Raw genomic sequence first — 15,489 nt, 5'->3', positions numbered from 1 at the left:
AATGGGTTCTCCTGTACCGATCGTTGTCCCCCAATTGAGGGACTCCCTGCAAGCCCGTGTGGTGTGGGGCGGAAACACTGTGACGGTGGGTGGTGGTGCGCCCGTTCGTATTCAATCCATGACCAATACGGACACCGTGGACGCCATTGGTACCGCAATCCAGGTCAAAGAATTGGCTTTGGCCGGATCCGAGATGGTGCGTATTACCGTGAACACACCTGAAGCGGCGCAGGCAGTTCCCCACATTCGCAATCAGTTGGATCGCATGGGAATTGATGTGCCTCTTGTGGGTGATTTCCACTACAACGGGCATCGGCTACTCAGCGAGTTTCCCGACTGCGCCCAGGCGCTCTCCAAGTACCGCATCAACCCTGGCAATGTTGGAAAGGGTGACAAGCGAGACCGCCAGTTTGCCCAGATGATTGAAGCCGCCGTCCGTTGGGATAAACCCGTGCGGATTGGTGTGAACTGGGGTAGTCTGGATCAAGAGTTGTTAGCTTCGTTGATGGATGAAAATAGCCGGCGGGCAGCTCCATGGGATGCAAAGCAGGTGATGTACGAAGCCCTGATCGTCTCGGCTTTGGAGTCTGCGCAGCGAGCCGAGGAGATCGGTTTGCCCGCAGAGCAAATCATTCTTTCCTGCAAGGTAAGCGGCGTTCAGGATTTGATCGCTGTATACCGCGCGCTGGCGCAGCGGTCGCGCTATGCTTTGCACCTTGGGTTGACCGAAGCAGGCATGGGGACGAAAGGCACCGTGGCTTCCACTGCAGCACTTGCTGTTCTATTGCAAGATGGTATCGGTGACACCATCCGTGTGTCGTTGACGCCCGCCCCCGGAGAAGCGCGTACGCAGGAAGTGGTGGTCGCGTCTGAGATTCTCCAGTCTCTGGGGTTGCGCAAGTTTGTCCCCAGTGTCACCGCCTGTCCGGGCTGTGGTCGCACCACCAGCACCACTTTCCAAGAGCTCACCAAACAGATTGATGACTTTTTGCGCGACAAAATGCCTATCTGGCGTTCTGCCTACCCTGGTGTTGAGAACCTCAAGGTTGCTGTTATGGGGTGCATCGTTAACGGCCCGGGGGAGAGCAAACACGCAGATATTGGCATCAGCCTGCCGGGTACCGGAGAAGCCCCCGCAGCACCTGTATTTATTGATGGCGAAAAGCGCATGACGCTTCGTGGCGATGCAATCGCCGCCGAGTTCCAGACGGTGGTCGAAAACTATATTCGGCAGAGATTCGCACCGTCTGTCCCCAACACTTGATTTGAATGCATATGGATGAGAAGGCAGTTCCGCGCAAGGCGGAAAGGTTGGTTGGCGTCAAGGGGATGAATGACATTCTGCCGCCAGAGTCGGCCCAATGGGAGGCGCTTGAGCAGGCCGTGCGGGAGCTTATGGTGCGGTATGCCTACCGCAACATCCGTACCCCCATTCTCGAACACACGTCACTTTTCGTGCGTGGCATCGGGGAAGTCACGGATATTGTTGAGAAGGAGATGTACTCCTTCGAAGACCGCTCAGACAAACATGGGCAAGCAGAACATCTGAGCATGCGGCCTGAGGGAACGGCGGCGGTTGTGCGTGCTGTCATTGAGAGCAATTTGCTTTATGACGGTGGCAAGCGTCTTTTTTATATGGGCCCGATGTTTCGTCGCGAAAAGCCGCAGCGCGGGCGCTATCGCCAGTTCCACCAAGTTGGCGTTGAGGCCCTTGGATTTGGTGGACCCGAAACGGATGCAGAAGTTATTTTGTTGGCTGTCGCGCTTTGGAAATCCATAGGTCTGACCGATGTTCGTCTGGAGCTCAACAGCTTGGGGCAGCCTGCGGAGCGCGCTCAGCACCGGGCCCAGCTGATTGCCTATTTTGAGCGACATGCCCATTTGCTGGACGAAGAGGCAAAACGCCGGCTGCACAGCAACCCATTGCGCATCTTGGACACCAAAAACCCAACAATGCAGGAAATGGTGGCTGGAGCCCCTCGTCTGCTGGATTTTCTCGGTACCGAATCGCTCGCGCATTTCGAAGGTCTCAAGTCCATCCTTAATGCCAACGGAGTTGCGTACACCATCAACCCTCGCTTGGTGCGGGGATTGGACTACTACAACCTCACCGTGTTTGAGTTTGTCACCGATCGATTGGGTTCCCAAGGCACCGTGTGTGCAGGTGGTCGTTATGACGACCTCATTGTGCAGATTGGCGGCAAACCCAGCCCTGCTGTGGGCTGGGCTTTGGGTGTTGAACGGGTTCTGGAGTTGCTCAAGGAGACTAACGCTGCTGTGGCCGTGGCACCTCTGGATGCCTACGCGATTGTGGGTGACAGCAAGGACTTCCCGCGGGTTATGGCTACCCTTCAGCAGCTGCGTGCCCATGGTACGTCGGTACAAATGCAGCCTGCCGGTGCGGAAGGCATGGCCAGCTTGAAGTCCCAGTTCAAAAAAGCCGATGCCTCTGGTGCTCGTTATGCGCTGGTGTTTGGACAGGATGAGCTGTTGCAAAACCAGGTCACGATCAAAGACTTGCGCGACCCTTCGAAGGCACAACATAGCGTGGCCTTGGTCGATCTAAGCCTGTGGGCCAAAGGCCTACAATCCGCCACCTAATCAAAGACCGTTATGGCAAATCATTTAGACCTTGAAGAACAAGAGCAGCTAGACCAAATCAAGCATTTCTGGAAACAGTATGGCAATCTCATTACGGGACTGCTCATTGTGGTTTTGGGTGCTTTTGCGGCTTGGAATGGCTACCAATATTGGCAGAAGCGTGCCGCAGCGCAAGCCTCGGTAATGTTCGAAGAAGTTGACAAGGTGCTGCGTAGCGGCGATTTGGTGCTGGCAGAGCGTGTTTTTGGCGACATGAAAGACCGTTTCGCATCAACGGTGTACACACAGCAAGCGGGTCTCGCCTTGGCAAAGCTGGCGTACCAGAGCGACAAAAGCGATCTTGCGAGAACGACGTTGGTTTGGGTCAGTGCCAGCCAAGGTGACCCTGCATATGCCGCCATTGCCAAATTGCGTCTGTCCGGCATGTACATCGAATCCAAAGAGTTTGATCTGGCAACCAAGGTGCTTGCGGAGACTTACCCTGCTCCATTTGTCGCATTGGTGGCCGACAAAAAAGGGGACATGCTCATGGCGCAAGGGAAAGGTGCTGATGCCGTGGTGGAGTACCGCAAAGCCTGGGCTGGCTTGGACACGCGAGCAGAATATCGTCGCCTGGTATCTGTCAAGCTGGGTGCTCTTGGTGCCTCAGAAACAGCGCCTAATTGACTATGGTTTGTTTCGTGTTGCGCCAAATGTCTCTTAGGGTAACTGTTGTCATGCTGGCAGCCGTTCTAGCGGCTTGCTCCGGCCCCAGCAAACCGGTCCCCAAGGAATTGGGTGCCAACATTGGTTTGATCGGGGTGAAGTCCGCATGGACAAGCCGTGTGGGGCCTCTTGAAGCCTCTATGCAGCCACGCGTGGTCGGCTCTCAAGTTTTACTTGCCTCCACGGACGGCATGGTGACTGCACTGCAGGCGGAAAACGGAAGCGTTGCCTGGCAACTCGGCGTTGGCGTGCCCTTGGTTTCCGGTGTTGGTAGCGACGGGCAGACGTCTGCTGTGATGTCGGAGGCGGGGGAGCTGATTGTGTTGTCAGCGGGCAAGTTGAAGTGGCGACAACGCTTGGGTGCCTTGAGTCTGACGACGCCTCTGGTGGCGGGGGCTCGCATTTTCACTTTGTCCGCAGATCGCACGGTGACCGCGTTCGACGCAGAAACTGGCCAGCGTTTGTGGCAATTGCAGCGCACTTCGGATCCCCTGGTATTGGGGCAAGCTGGCGTATTGCTCGCCGTTGGTGACACCCTGGTGGCTGGCGTCGCTGGACGCTTGCTAGGTCTCAATCCCTTGAACGGGACTTCTCGTTGGGAAGCGCCGGTAGCCGTTAGTCGCGGAACCAATGACGTCGAGCGCCTTGTGGATCTGGTTGCTGGTGTGACTCGTGTTCAGTCGGGTGTGTGCGTACGGTCCTTCCAGGCAGCCGTGGCCTGTGTTGATGCTAGCACTGGCGCCATGGTTTGGAACAAACCCGCTTCAGGCACCACAGGTTTGGGTGGCGATGCGGACTTTGTCTTTGGTTCAGAGGCAGACAGCAAACTCATCGCCTGGAACCGCAAATCTGGTGAACGCGTATGGGTGAATGAGGCACTGCGTTGGCGTGGTTTGGGTACGCCAGCCGTTGTTGGCCAGACCTTGGCTGTCGGTGACAGTTTGGGGGTACTTCATTTCCTCTCCCGCACCGATGGTGCGCCCATGGACCGGGCTACGACGGATGGCTCGGCCATCTTGGGCGCGCCGGTTCTCGTTGGTAAGACATTGATTGCCGTTACGCAAAAGGGCGGCGTTTTTGCGTTCCGACCCGAATAAGTTTGAAGGGTTCTGAACCATGAAACCAGTGATTGCCTTGGTAGGGCGCCCCAATGTGGGTAAATCGACGCTCTTCAATCGCATGACCAAAACTCGTGATGCGATTGTTGCCGACTACGCGGGCTTGACCCGAGATCGCCATTACGGCAGTGGCAAGCAGGGTAAGCACGAATTCATTGTTATTGATACCGGGGGCTTTGAGCCCGATGCCAGCAGCGGTATCTACCGCGAGATGGCCAAACAAACCCGTCAAGCCGTGGCGGAGGCTGATGTCGTGGTGTTTGTTGTTGATGCCCGTGGAGGGCTCTCCGCCCAAGATCACGACATTGGCAAATACCTGCGCAAATTGGGCAAGCCGTGTTTGGTAGTTGCCAACAAGGCAGAAGGCATGAAAGAGGGCGCCCAACTGGTCGAGTTCTTTGAGTTGGGCCTGGGGGATGTGTTCCCCGTTTCGGCGGCGCATGGTCAGGGTATTCGCTCACTGATCGACATGGCGATAGACCGTTTGGGATGGGTGTTGCCTGAGGAGGCGGAGGCAGAAGAAGACCCTGCCGTCGTCAAGCTGGCGGTAGCCGGGCGTCCCAATGTGGGCAAGTCCACGCTCATCAATACTTGGCTAGGTGAGGAGCGGTTGGTGGCATTCGATATGCCTGGGACGACGCGGGACGCCATATCGGTACCGTTTGAGCGCAATGGCCAACGCTTTGAATTGATTGACACTGCGGGTTTGCGTCGCAAGGGGCAGGTGTTTGAGGCGATCGAGAAGTTCTCGGTTGTCAAAACCTTGCAGGCCATTGAATCTGCCAGTGTGGTGCTTTTGCTGATCGATGCCACCCAAGGCGTTACTGATCAGGATGCGCACATAGCAGGCTACATTTTGGAGTCCGGGCGTGCCGTCGTGGTGGCGGTGAATAAATGGGATGCAGTGGACGACTACCAGCGCGAGCTGGTGCGTCGTTCGCTGGAGACCCGCTTAGGCTTCCTCAAATTTGCAGCGCTGCACATGATTTCCGCGCAGAAGCGTCAAGGCTTGGGGCCTGTCTGGGATTCAATTGCCCAAGCGCACCGTGCTGCCAACTGCAAGATGCCGACACCGGTGCTAACCCGCCTGCTTTTGGAAGCTGTTCAGTTTCAAACGCCCAAGAAAAATGGAGCGTACCGCCCCAAGTTGCGTTATGCCCACCAGGGCGGCATGAATCCACCCATCATCGTGATCCACGGCAATTCGCTGGAGCATGTGACTGAGGCATACAAGCGCTTCCTAGAAGGGCGTTTCCGCAAGGAATTCAACCTCATTGGTACACCTTTGCGTATCGAGATGAAGTCCTCCGCCAACCCCTATGCCGACAAGAACGACCGCTAGGTCCTTAGTCCATAAGACTTTGGACGGATCCGGGCTTCGGCGGCTGTGGTATCGTCAGGCTCCATTCACTACTTGAACACGGAGAATATCGTGAGCAACAAAGGCCAACTTCTACAAGACCCGTTCCTCAATGCCTTGCGCAGGGAACATGTGCCAGTGTCCATTTATTTGGTCAACGGCATCAAGCTTCAAGGCCAAATCGAATCGTTTGACCAGTACGTGGTGCTCTTGCGCAATACCGTTACCCAAATGGTGTACAAGCATGCCATTTCCACCATTGTTCCCGGACGTGCTGTGAATTTGGCCGCCGTTCCCGAAGACAACGCCGCTGCGTGATGCACTGGGGCTTGGGCCCCAGCAGCATGCGTTTGGGCCAGACGCCTCCGACCCATTTGACACCCCGAAATTCACCGATCGTTGCTCCTACCATTTTGGTTGGAGTCGACTTGGGTGTGCCCAACTTTGATTCCGAGCTGGAGGAATTGGGCTTACTGGCCCAAACCGCCGGGCTCACTCCCGTAGCCCGTATCACATGCAAACGGCGCGCTCCCGACGCTGCCTTGTTCATCGGTTCCGGCAAGGCGGATGAGATCAAGCTCTTGGCGCAGCAGCATGGCGCGACCGAAATCCTGTTTGACCAAAGCCTGAGCCCTGGCCAGCAGCGCAACTTGGAGCGTCATCTGGAGTTGCCGGTCAATGACCGCACCTACCTCATTCTCGAAATTTTTGCCCAGCGCGCGCGGAGCCACGAAGGCAAGTTGCAGGTCGAGCTGGCACGCCTGCAATACCTCAGCACTCGCCTGGTTCGCCGCTGGTCGCACTTGGAGCGGCAGACCGGTGGTGCAGGTGTTCGCGGCGGGCCTGGGGAAAAGCAGATCGAGTTGGACCGTCGCATGATCGACGAAACCATCAAGCGCACCAAAGAGCGCCTCTCCAAGGTCAAGCGCCAACGCCAAACCCAGCGCCGTCAGCGGGAGCGTCGTGACGCTTTTAATATTTCCTTAATTGGATACACCAACGCAGGCAAATCAACACTTTTCAATGCGTTGGTGAAAGCCCGAGCCTATGCGGCAGACCAGCTGTTTGCCACCTTGGACACAACAACGCGCCAGCTGTATCTTGGTGATGCGCAGCGTTCTGTGTCTTTGTCGGATACCGTCGGTTTTATACGAGATTTGCCGCACGGGCTGGTGGATGCCTTTCAGGCCACATTGCAAGAGGCGGTGGACGCAGACCTGCTCTTGCACGTGGTCGACGCTTCCAATTCCAATTACACCGAGCAGATCGCGCAGGTGCAGTCCGTGCTGGCAGAAATCGGTGCAGACCAGATTCCCCAATTGCTGGTGTTTAACAAGATGGATGCTTTGCCTGCCGAGTTGCAGCCCGTCCGCATGGAGGACACCTACGATTTGCACGGAGTACAAACACCGCGGGTGTTTGTCAGCGCCCGCGAGAATCTGGGCATGCCACTGCTACGCCAGCGTCTGGCGTCCGTAGCCAGCGCGGCTCCCGGAGCAAGTTCCGTTGATGAGTATTCCCCTGAGCCCCATGGGGCTGGTTCGTAATTGGGCACAATCCCGAGCTGTAGTACGCGAGACATAACCATGAAACTATCACTGCCAAATCCCCCCAAGGTCACGTGGCCCCAGTGGATGCGCAATATGTTCAACCTGAACGATTCCCGTTGGGGCAGAGGCGACGATGCCTCAGCTCCTTCTGAGCGCCCCGAAGGCGCGGCGCCCGAGAACGATCCTCCCAAGCCCGCTGCTGCACCCCAGTCGCAGCCGGACCGCCGGGGCGCTGCGCAATCCGGTCCCCCAGACTTGGATGAGTTGTGGCGTGACTTCAATCGCAAGCTCGGAGGCCTGTTTGGTGGTGGCTCCAAGCCACGCGGCGGTAACGGTGGCGCGTCTGGCGGTGGTTTTCAACCCGACATGAAGAGTGCTGGCATTGGTGTGGGCTTGATTCTGGGTGTGCTTGCCTTGATCTGGCTTGGCACAGGCTTCTTCATCGTGCAGGAAGGCCAGCAAGCGGTGATTACCCAGTTTGGCAAATACAAATCGACGGTCAATGCGGGTTTCAATTGGCGTCTGCCTTACCCCATCGAGAAGCATGAGCTGGTGTTTGTGAGCCAGATCCGTTCCGTCGACGTGGGGCGCGACACGGTGCTCAAGGCCACTGGCCTGAAAGAGTCCGCCATGTTGACCGAAGATGAAAACATCTTGGACATCAAGTTTGCAGTGCAGTACCGACTGAGCGATGCACGTGCTTTCTTGTTCGAGAGCAAGAACCCCAACGACGCAGTGGTTCAAGCTGCCGAGACGGCCGTGCGTGAGGTGCTTGGCAAGATGAAAATGGATGCGGCCTTGTCCGAAGAGCGCGACCAAATCGCGCCACGTGTTCGGGCCTTGATGCAAACCATTTTGGATCGTTACAAAGTGGGCGTAGAAATTGTGGGCATCAACTTGCAGCAAGGTGGTGTGCGTCCGCCCGAGCAGGTGCAGTCTTCGTTTGACGATGTGCTCAAGGCCGGCCAAGAGCGTGAGCGCGCCAAAAACGAGGCAGAGGCCTATGCCAACGATGTGGTGCCGCGTGCTGTCGGTTCCGCGTCCCGTCTCAAGGAAGAGGCAGACGCCTACAAGGCCCGTGTGGTAGCGCAGGCCCAGGGTGATGCCCAACGCTTCCGCTCTGTGTTTGCCGAGTACCAGAAGGCGCCGCAGGTCACGCGTGACCGCATGTACCTGGACACCATGCAACAAATTTACGGCAATGTGACCAAGGTGCTGGTGGAGTCCCGCCAAGGCAACAGCATGTTGTATTTGCCTCTGGACAAAATCCTTCAGATGAACGCTGCGCCTCAGGGCGACGCTGCATCGTCCCCCGCAGCAGCACAGCCAGCTGCACCCGCAGCGCCCGTTTTGAACAACGATGCACGCAGCCGTGACGCTGCCCGCTCGCGCGAACGCGACTCCCGCTAGGACCCCGACCATGAACCGCATTGGATTTATCCTCTCTTCGCTGCTGGTGTTACTGGCTTTGGCCAGCTCTACCTTGTTTGTGGTGGACCAGCGCCAGTTTGGCGTGGTCTACGCCTTGGGCCAGATCAAGGAAGTCATCACCGAACCCGGTTTGAACTTCAAGTTGCCTCCGCCTTTCCAAAATGTCTCTTATATCGACAAGCGCCTGCTGACCTTGGACAGCACTGACGCTGAGCCCATGTTGACTGCGGAAAAGCAGCGTGTGGTGATCGATTGGTACGTGCGCTGGCGCATTACAGAGCCCACCGAGTACATCCGCAATGTGGGCCTGAACGAAAGTGCCGGTGCTAGCCAGCTCAACCGTGTGGTGCGTAACGCCTTCCAGGAAGAGATCAACAAGCGTACCGTGAAGGAGCTGCTGTCGCTCAAGCGGGAAGCGCTGATGGCCGATGTGAAGACCGAGGTGTTGGACAAAGTGCGTGGCGCCAAGCCTTGGGGCGTGGACGTGGTGGATGTGCGTATCACCCGTGTGGACTATGTGGAGGCCATCACCGAATCGGTCTACCGCCGCATGGAAGCCGAACGCAAGCGTGTTGCCAACGAACTGCGTTCTACCGGTGGTGCAGAAGGGGAGAAAATCCGCGCCGACGCAGACCGTCAGCGTGAAATCACCATTGCCAATGCCTACCGTGATGCCCAGAAGATCAAGGGGGAGGGCGATGCCGAGGCTGCGCGTATTTACGCTGAAGCCTTTGGCAAAGACCCGCAGTTCGCCCAGTTCTACCGCAGCCTGGAAGCCTACAAGTCCAGCTTTGCGAACAAGAGCGATGTGATGGTGCTGGACCCTTCGTCTTCCGAATTCTTCAAGGTGTTTCGCAACGGCGGTAGTGGCGCCGGTGCTGCCAAGAAGTAAGCCTTGAGCGCCGACACCCTGTGGGTGGCGCTGGGCTTGGTGTTGGTGGTGGAGGGGCTTTTCCCTTTTCTGTCACCCACCGGGTGGCGGCGCATGTTCACCCAGCTCTTGCAACTCAACGATGGCCAGATCCGCTTTTTCGGATTGGCCAGCATCTTGTTGGGCTTGTTGACGATTTGGTGGCTGCTGCCCTGAAAAGCGGGCCCCAAGCCCGGTAAAATCGCTGTTTTAACAGCCCCCTCAAATTCCATGTCTGCTTGGGTCCTGCCGGATCACATTGCCGATGTGCTGCCGTCTGAAGCGCGCCACATCGAAGAAATACGTCGAGACCTGCTGGACATGGCGCGCTGCTATGGCTATGAGCTGGTCATGCCGCCATTGCTGGAACACCTGGAGTCGCTGCTCTCGGGCACCGGCGAGGCGCTCGATCTGCAAACCTTCAAATTGGTGGACCAGCTCTCGGGTCGCATGATGGGCCTGCGGGCTGACAGCACGCCCCAAGTTGCCCGTATTGATGCCCATTTGCTCAATCGCCGTGGTGTGACCCGCCTGTGTTACTGCGGTCCTGTGCTGCACACGCGGCCCGCAGCGCCACACGCCACGCGTGAGCCGCTGCAGTTCGGTGCCGAAATCTACGGTCACTCCGGGCTGGAGGCAGATCTCGAAATTCTGACCCTCGCATTGGATGCGCTGAAGTCTGCCGACGTTGGTGCGCTTACTGTGGACTTGGCCGATGCCCGAATCGTTGACGCTTTGCTGGCGCCGTCAGGTCTGACCGCGGCCCAGCAGGTACAGGTGCACGCGGCCTTGGCAGCCAAGGACCGTAGCGAGCTGGCTGCCTTGGTGCAGCACTGCCCGGCTGCCACGGCCCAGGGCCTGCTTGCGCTGGTGGATTTGTATGGTGATGCCTCCGTATTGGCGCAAGCCCGCAGCGCATTGCCAGATCAGCCCGGCATCCGCGAAGCGTTGGCGAATCTGGAGTGGCTGGCGGGCCATCTGGACGGTGTGCGTGTCTCTTTTGATTTAGCAGATCTGCGCGGCTACGCCTACTACACCGGTGCACGCTTCTCGGTATTTGCCGCTGGTGCCAGTGATGCGCTGGCGCGTGGTGGCCGCTACGACGAGGTGGGATCGGTGTTTGGTCGCAAGCGGCCAGCGGTAGGTTTTAGCCTCGATGTGAAGATGCTGGCCGGTGCCGCAGCGGTGCGTCCTTTGCGCGCTGCCGTGCGTGCGCCGTGGGGCGAGGCGCCTGTCTTGCGTGCTGCCATTGCGCAGCTGCGCCAGCAGGGCGAAACCGTGGTGTGTGTCCTGCCGGGGCATGAGAGTGAAGTCGATGAGTTTCAGTGCGACCGCGAATTGGTGCAAACCGCCGGTCAGTGGGTCGTAACAGCAATTTAAAGCAGAGCGAAATGAATACAACCAAAGGTCGAAATGTAGTGGTCGTGGGCACCCAGTGGGGCGACGAAGGCAAGGGCAAGCTGGTCGACTGGCTGACTGAGAGCGCACAAGGCGTGGTGCGTTTCCAGGGCGGCCACAATGCCGGTCACACCTTGGTCATCAACGGCGTCAAAACCGCCTTGCACCTGATTCCTAGCGGCATCATGCGCCCTGGCGTGAAGTGCTACATCGGCAATGGCGTGGTGCTGTCGGCGGCCAAGCTGTTTGAAGAAATCGAAGGCCTGGAAAAAGTTGGCGTGGAGCTGCGTTCGCGCCTGCGCATCTCCGAGGCCTGTCCGCTTATCTTGCCATTCCACGCCGCACTGGACGTGGCCCGCGAAGCCTTCCGCGAAAAGGGCGGAACCGCCAAGATCGGTACCACGGGTCGCGGCATTGGCCCGGCCTATGAAGACAAGATTGCCCGCCGCGCATTGCGCGTGCAGGACCTGAAATATCCCGAGCGTTTTGCCGCCAAGTTGCGCGAACTGCTGGACCTGCACAACCATGTGCTGACCAGCTATCTGGGTTCTGCTGCGTTCGATTTCGGCCCTACGCTGGCACCTTACATGAAGGACGGCCAAGTGCAGTTCGACCCGGTGTACGCCGAAGCCATGCGCCACGCCGAGCTGCTCAAGCCCATGATGGCCGATGTGTCGCGCGAATTGAACGATGCACACGCCCACGGTGCCAACCTGCTGTTCGAAGGCGCGCAGGGCACGCTCTTGGATGTGGACCATGGCACGTACCCATATGTGACGTCCAGCAATTGCGTGGCTGGCAACGCCGCTGCGGGCGCGGGCGTGGGCCCGGGCATGTTGCACTACATCCTGGGTATCACCAAGGCCTACTGCACCCGTGTGGGCGGCGGACCGTTCCCCACCGAGCTGGATTGGGAAGTGAAAGGCACCCCCGGTTACCACATGAGCACCATTGGTGCGGAAAAAGGCGTGACCACAGGCCGCTCGCGCCGTTGTGGCTGGTTCGATGCTGCCTTGCTCAAGCGTTCCGCGCAAGTCAATGGCCTGTCGGGTCTGTGCATCACCAAGCTGGACGTGCTGGACGGTCTGAAAGAGCTGATGCTGTGCACCGGCTACGAACTCGATGGCGAAACCGTAGACATCCTGCCCATGGGTGCGGATGACATCGCGCGCTGCAAACCCATTTACGAAGTGATTGAGGGTTGGAGCGACAGCACGGTGGGCGTGACGCAGTACGACAAACTGCCCGTTAACGCGCGCCTGTACCTGCAGCGCATCGAACAGGTCACTGGCGTGCCCATTCACATGGTATCCACCAGCCCCGACCGCGATCACACCATCATGATGCGCCACCCCTACCTGGCCGATTGATCTGCCGTTTTTAAGTCAAATAGCCCTCTAGCCCCCGTAAATGCTGCGTAAGCAGCTATAAAATTAGGAGTATTCTGATGTTGACAGAAGACGGCAAGCACCTCTATGTGAGTTACGACGAGTACCACAACCTGATCGAGAAACTGGCGATCAAGATTTTCCAGTCGGGTTGGGAGTTCGACACCATTCTGTGTCTGGCCCGCGGCGGCATGCGTCCAGGAGACATCCTGTCGCGCGTCTTTGACAAGCCCCTAGCCATCATGTCCACCAGCTCTTATCGCGCCGAAGCCGGTACGCAGCAAGGCAACCTGGACATTGCGCGTTACATCACCACGCCCAAGGGCGAGATTGCCGGTAAGGTGCTGCTGGTGGACGATCTTGCCGATTCGGGCCATACGCTCAACGCAGTGATCCACCAGCTCAGGAACAACTATTCGCCCATCACCGAGCTGCGCAGCGCCGTGATCTGGACCAAGGCCTTGAGCACCTTCACGCCTGACTACTCGGTCGAGTTCCTGCCCACCAACCCCTGGATTCACCAGCCTTTTGAGGGCTATGACTCCCTGCGTCCCCAACAGCTGATCCAAAAATGGTCCGTGTGACCGTGCCGCCACGCTCCGCCGCTACGCGGGTCGCTGCCCCCCAAGGGGGCGTATTCGCCTTGGGGCGGCCCGGCGGCGAATTGCTATGACGCACCCGACAACCGGCCTCATCCACCACCCCTACGTTCCCCCCGAGGGCTTTGAAGCGCCGCAGCCCGGTGTTTTCAAGGCTTCCACGGTTTTCTTTCCGACCGTGGCCGCCATGCGCAGCCGCGAGTGGAAAGACAAGTCCGCCTACACCTACGGCCTGCACGGCACACCGACCAGCTACGCGCTGGAAGAACGCCTGGCCACGCTCGAAGGTGGCAAGCAGTGCTTGCTGGTACCCAGCGGTTTGGCTGCGTTGGGTCTGGTCGCCTTGTCGCTGCTCAAGAGCGGTGACGAAGTGCTGTTGCCCGACAACGTGTATGGTCCCAACAAGTCTTTGGTGGAGGGCGAGTTGATGGGCTGGGGCATCACGCACCAGTACTACAACCCCATGGACCCCGAGGACCTGGAGGCACAAATCTCCAGCCGCACCAAGCTGGTCTGGCTGGAGGCAGCGGGCTCGGTGTCGCTGGAGTTCCCCAATCTGGTGGAGATGGTGCGCATCTGCCAGCGCCGCAAGGTGCTGACCGCGCTGGACAACACCTGGGGTGCAGGCTTGGCCTTTTGCCCGTTTGACCTGGTGCCTGGCGCAAGCCCGCCCGTGGGTGTCGATGTGTCCGCCCACGCGCTGACCAAATACCCCAGCGGTGGCGGTGACGTGCTCATGGGCAGCGTCATCACGCGCGACGCTGGCTTGCACCTCAAGCTGAAGCTCACCCACATGCGCTTTGGCATTGGTGTGGGCATGAACGATGTGGAACTGGTACTGCGCTCCCTGCCCAGCATCGCCTTGCGCTACCGCGCCCACGACGCAGCCACCCGCGCGCTGGCGACCTGGGCGCAGACGCAGCCCGAGTTTGTGCAGGTGCTACACCCGGCGCTTGAAGAGTCTCCCGGTCACGCGCACTGGAAAGCCCTGTGCGGTGGTGCCGAGGGCACGGCAGCCGGCTTGTTCAGCGTCATTCTGGACAAGCGGTTCACCCAGGCGCAGACCGATGCGTTTTGTGATGCCCTCCAGCTCTTCCGCCTGGGTTACAGCTGGGGCGGGCCCATCAGCCTGGTGGTTCCCTACGAGCTGGAAACCATGCGCAGCGGTTGGCCAGCGCATTTGCTGCCCGGCACCTTGGTACGTTTTTCCATTGGCCTGGAAGACGTGGCTGACCTGCAGGCCGACATTGCGCAAGCGCTGAACGTGCTGCGCTGAACCAAACCCGCGTAGATGCCACGGCGTAGCCTGGCATCTGCGTGTTTTCCTCAGTAGGCAAGGGACCAGCGCGACTTTAAGCTGTGGCCATGCAGCCCTCGAACCCGCCAGAGTCTCCCGAGCAAAGCCTCCCCGTAATGGCGCAGCCTTATGTGCCGCCGCCTTCAGACGCTCCGCGCAAGACCATTGTTGCGCTGGGCTGGGGCCAGCCCTTCGTCTGGCTGCGCAAAGGCGCTGCCGACCTGCTGGCCCACCCTGGCATCGCCGCCTTTTACGGCGTGGCGTTTTGCACCATGGCCATCGTGCTGGCCGCAGTGTTTCGCTCCAAGCCCGAATACACCATGTCCATCGCCTCGGGCTGCCTGCTGGTGGGGCCGTTTTTGGCCATGGGCCTGTACGAAGTGAGCCGTCGGCGCGAACTGGGTATCACCCCGGAGCTGGGGGCTTCGGTTACCTGCTGGGACCGCCATCTCGGCAGCATGGGCCTGCTGGTCTTGGTGCTGGTGGTGCTGGAGCTGCTGTGGGGCAGGGCGTCGCTGGTGGTGTTTGCCGTGTTCTTCAATACCGGCATGCCGTCCACCACCGGGGTGCTGGAGGCCGTATTCAACCCGCAGAACTGGGAGTTTGTGGCCGCCTATGCGGCGGTGGGTGGCGCGTTTGCCATGTTGGTCTTCTCGACGGCGGTGGTCTCCATCCCCATGATTCTGGACCGCGATACCGACGCCATCTCCGCCGCCATCACCAGCCTGGAAGTGGTGTTCCACAACACCGCGGTGATGGTGCTGTGGGGGCTGCTGCTCACCGCGCTGGTGGTGTTGGCCATGCTGCTGCCCTGGAGTTTGGGGCTGCTGGTGGTGGGGCCGTGGCTGGGGCACGCCAGTTGGCATGCCTACCGAGGAGCCGTACAGTGGCCTGGAGATGTTACAGTGGCCCCAACAAACTGAAAGTACATCTTGGCAACACCCAATTACGGTTACGAAAAGCGTCAGAAAGAACTGGCCAAGCGAAAGAAAAAAGAAGAAAAGCTCAAGAGCAAGGCCGAGCGCAAACTGACCGGTGACGCTCCCGAAAACGACGAGACCGATGCTGAACCCGGCACGCCCGCAGAAGGCGACGCCGCTGGCGAAGCCTCCTGAGCCAACTGCATTGAGCG

The 15,489-nt window shown here is 58.9% G+C and carries 16 protein-coding genes; all 16 read left to right on the top strand.

Annotated features, from left to right (window positions below):
- Position 1: 1 nt before the first annotated feature.
- The 16 genes from ispG to U5O12_RS04220 all read left to right on the top strand — a co-directional run bounded on the left by ispG (position 2) and on the right by U5O12_RS04220 (position 15,472).
- Positions 2-1,264, top strand: a complete 1,263-nt coding sequence (ispG, locus tag U5O12_RS04295) for a flavodoxin-dependent (E)-4-hydroxy-3-methylbut-2-enyl-diphosphate synthase (protein ID WP_322577447.1) — start codon at positions 2-4, stop codon at positions 1,262-1,264.
- Between the two features lie 11 nt (positions 1,265-1,275).
- Positions 1,276-2,601, top strand: a complete 1,326-nt coding sequence (gene hisS / locus U5O12_RS04290) for a histidine--tRNA ligase (RefSeq protein WP_322577446.1) — start codon at positions 1,276-1,278, stop codon at positions 2,599-2,601.
- Positions 2,602-2,613: 12 nt separating this feature from the next.
- Positions 2,614-3,267, top strand: coding sequence for a tetratricopeptide repeat protein (locus U5O12_RS04285; RefSeq protein WP_322577445.1), 654 nt, complete (start codon positions 2,614-2,616; stop codon positions 3,265-3,267).
- A gap of 2 nt (positions 3,268-3,269) precedes the next feature.
- Complete coding sequence (gene bamB, locus U5O12_RS04280) at positions 3,270-4,403, top strand: outer membrane protein assembly factor BamB (protein WP_322577444.1); 1,134 nt, start codon at positions 3,270-3,272, stop codon at positions 4,401-4,403.
- Positions 4,404-4,422: 19 nt separating this feature from the next.
- The gene (gene der, locus U5O12_RS04275; protein ID WP_322577443.1) at positions 4,423-5,766 is read left to right on the top strand and encodes a ribosome biogenesis GTPase Der; all 1,344 of its coding nucleotides are present in this window, start codon (positions 4,423-4,425) and stop codon (positions 5,764-5,766) included.
- Between the two features lie 90 nt (positions 5,767-5,856).
- On the top strand, positions 5,857-6,102 hold the full coding sequence (hfq, locus tag U5O12_RS04270; RefSeq protein ID WP_105263137.1) for an RNA chaperone Hfq: 246 nt from the start codon (positions 5,857-5,859) through the stop codon (positions 6,100-6,102).
- A gap of 26 nt (positions 6,103-6,128) precedes the next feature.
- The gene (hflX, locus tag U5O12_RS04265; protein WP_416221442.1) at positions 6,129-7,331 is read left to right on the top strand and encodes a GTPase HflX; all 1,203 of its coding nucleotides are present in this window, start codon (positions 6,129-6,131) and stop codon (positions 7,329-7,331) included.
- A 39-nt stretch (positions 7,332-7,370) separates the two neighbouring features.
- The gene (gene hflK / locus U5O12_RS04260) at positions 7,371-8,744 is read left to right on the top strand and encodes an FtsH protease activity modulator HflK (RefSeq protein ID WP_322577442.1); all 1,374 of its coding nucleotides are present in this window, start codon (positions 7,371-7,373) and stop codon (positions 8,742-8,744) included.
- Positions 8,745-8,754: 10 nt separating this feature from the next.
- A complete protein-coding gene (hflC, locus tag U5O12_RS04255; protein ID WP_322577441.1) occupies positions 8,755-9,657 on the top strand; it encodes a protease modulator HflC in 903 nt (300 codons plus the stop codon).
- 3 nt (positions 9,658-9,660) lie between these two features.
- Entirely contained in the window at positions 9,661-9,852 is a 192-nt protein-coding gene (locus U5O12_RS04250) for a DUF2065 domain-containing protein (protein ID WP_322577440.1), read from the top strand.
- A gap of 54 nt (positions 9,853-9,906) precedes the next feature.
- A complete protein-coding gene (locus U5O12_RS04245) occupies positions 9,907-11,055 on the top strand; it encodes an ATP phosphoribosyltransferase regulatory subunit (protein WP_322577439.1) in 1,149 nt (382 codons plus the stop codon).
- An 11-nt stretch (positions 11,056-11,066) separates the two neighbouring features.
- Positions 11,067-12,443, top strand: coding sequence for an adenylosuccinate synthase (locus U5O12_RS04240; RefSeq protein WP_322577438.1), 1,377 nt, complete (start codon positions 11,067-11,069; stop codon positions 12,441-12,443).
- Positions 12,444-12,520: 77 nt separating this feature from the next.
- Positions 12,521-13,045: a phosphoribosyltransferase gene (locus tag U5O12_RS04235; protein WP_322577437.1), complete on the top strand. Its 525-nt coding sequence runs from the start codon at positions 12,521-12,523 to the stop codon at positions 13,043-13,045.
- An 85-nt stretch (positions 13,046-13,130) separates the two neighbouring features.
- Positions 13,131-14,336, top strand: a complete 1,206-nt coding sequence (locus U5O12_RS04230; protein ID WP_322577436.1) for a PLP-dependent transferase — start codon at positions 13,131-13,133, stop codon at positions 14,334-14,336.
- A gap of 89 nt (positions 14,337-14,425) precedes the next feature.
- Complete coding sequence (locus tag U5O12_RS04225) at positions 14,426-15,280, top strand: DUF2189 domain-containing protein (RefSeq protein ID WP_322577435.1); 855 nt, start codon at positions 14,426-14,428, stop codon at positions 15,278-15,280.
- A gap of 9 nt (positions 15,281-15,289) precedes the next feature.
- Complete coding sequence (locus U5O12_RS04220) at positions 15,290-15,472, top strand: hypothetical protein (RefSeq protein WP_296470801.1); 183 nt, start codon at positions 15,290-15,292, stop codon at positions 15,470-15,472.
- The last annotated feature ends 17 nt before the right edge of the window (positions 15,473-15,489 follow it).

This window comes from Rhodoferax sp. (genome assembly GCF_034519335.1).
GTDB lineage: Bacteria > Pseudomonadota > Gammaproteobacteria > Burkholderiales > Burkholderiaceae_C > Allorhodoferax.
This window is presented reverse-complemented; position numbering and strand designations above follow the sequence as displayed.

Excerpts from the sequence above, each read along its gene's own strand:
- ispG (WP_322577447.1), top strand. The coding sequence starts at position 2 with ATGGGTTCTCCTGTACCGATCGTTGTCCCCCAATTGAGGGACTCCCTG.
- hisS (WP_322577446.1), top strand. The coding sequence starts at position 1,276 with ATGGATGAGAAGGCAGTTCCGCGCAAGGCGGAAAGGTTGGTTGGCGTC.
- U5O12_RS04285 (WP_322577445.1), top strand. The coding sequence starts at position 2,614 with ATGGCAAATCATTTAGACCTTGAAGAACAAGAGCAGCTAGACCAAATC.
- bamB (WP_322577444.1), top strand. The coding sequence starts at position 3,270 with ATGGTTTGTTTCGTGTTGCGCCAAATGTCTCTTAGGGTAACTGTTGTC.
- der (WP_322577443.1), top strand. The coding sequence starts at position 4,423 with ATGAAACCAGTGATTGCCTTGGTAGGGCGCCCCAATGTGGGTAAATCG.
- hflX (WP_416221442.1), top strand. The coding sequence starts at position 6,129 with ATGCGTTTGGGCCAGACGCCTCCGACCCATTTGACACCCCGAAATTCA.
- hflK (WP_322577442.1), top strand. The coding sequence starts at position 7,371 with ATGAAACTATCACTGCCAAATCCCCCCAAGGTCACGTGGCCCCAGTGG.
- hflC (WP_322577441.1), top strand. The coding sequence starts at position 8,755 with ATGAACCGCATTGGATTTATCCTCTCTTCGCTGCTGGTGTTACTGGCT.
- U5O12_RS04245 (WP_322577439.1), top strand. The coding sequence starts at position 9,907 with ATGTCTGCTTGGGTCCTGCCGGATCACATTGCCGATGTGCTGCCGTCT.
- U5O12_RS04240 (WP_322577438.1), top strand. The coding sequence starts at position 11,067 with ATGAATACAACCAAAGGTCGAAATGTAGTGGTCGTGGGCACCCAGTGG.
- U5O12_RS04235 (WP_322577437.1), top strand. The coding sequence starts at position 12,521 with ATGTTGACAGAAGACGGCAAGCACCTCTATGTGAGTTACGACGAGTAC.
- U5O12_RS04230 (WP_322577436.1), top strand. The coding sequence starts at position 13,131 with ATGACGCACCCGACAACCGGCCTCATCCACCACCCCTACGTTCCCCCC.
- U5O12_RS04225 (WP_322577435.1), top strand. The coding sequence starts at position 14,426 with ATGCAGCCCTCGAACCCGCCAGAGTCTCCCGAGCAAAGCCTCCCCGTA.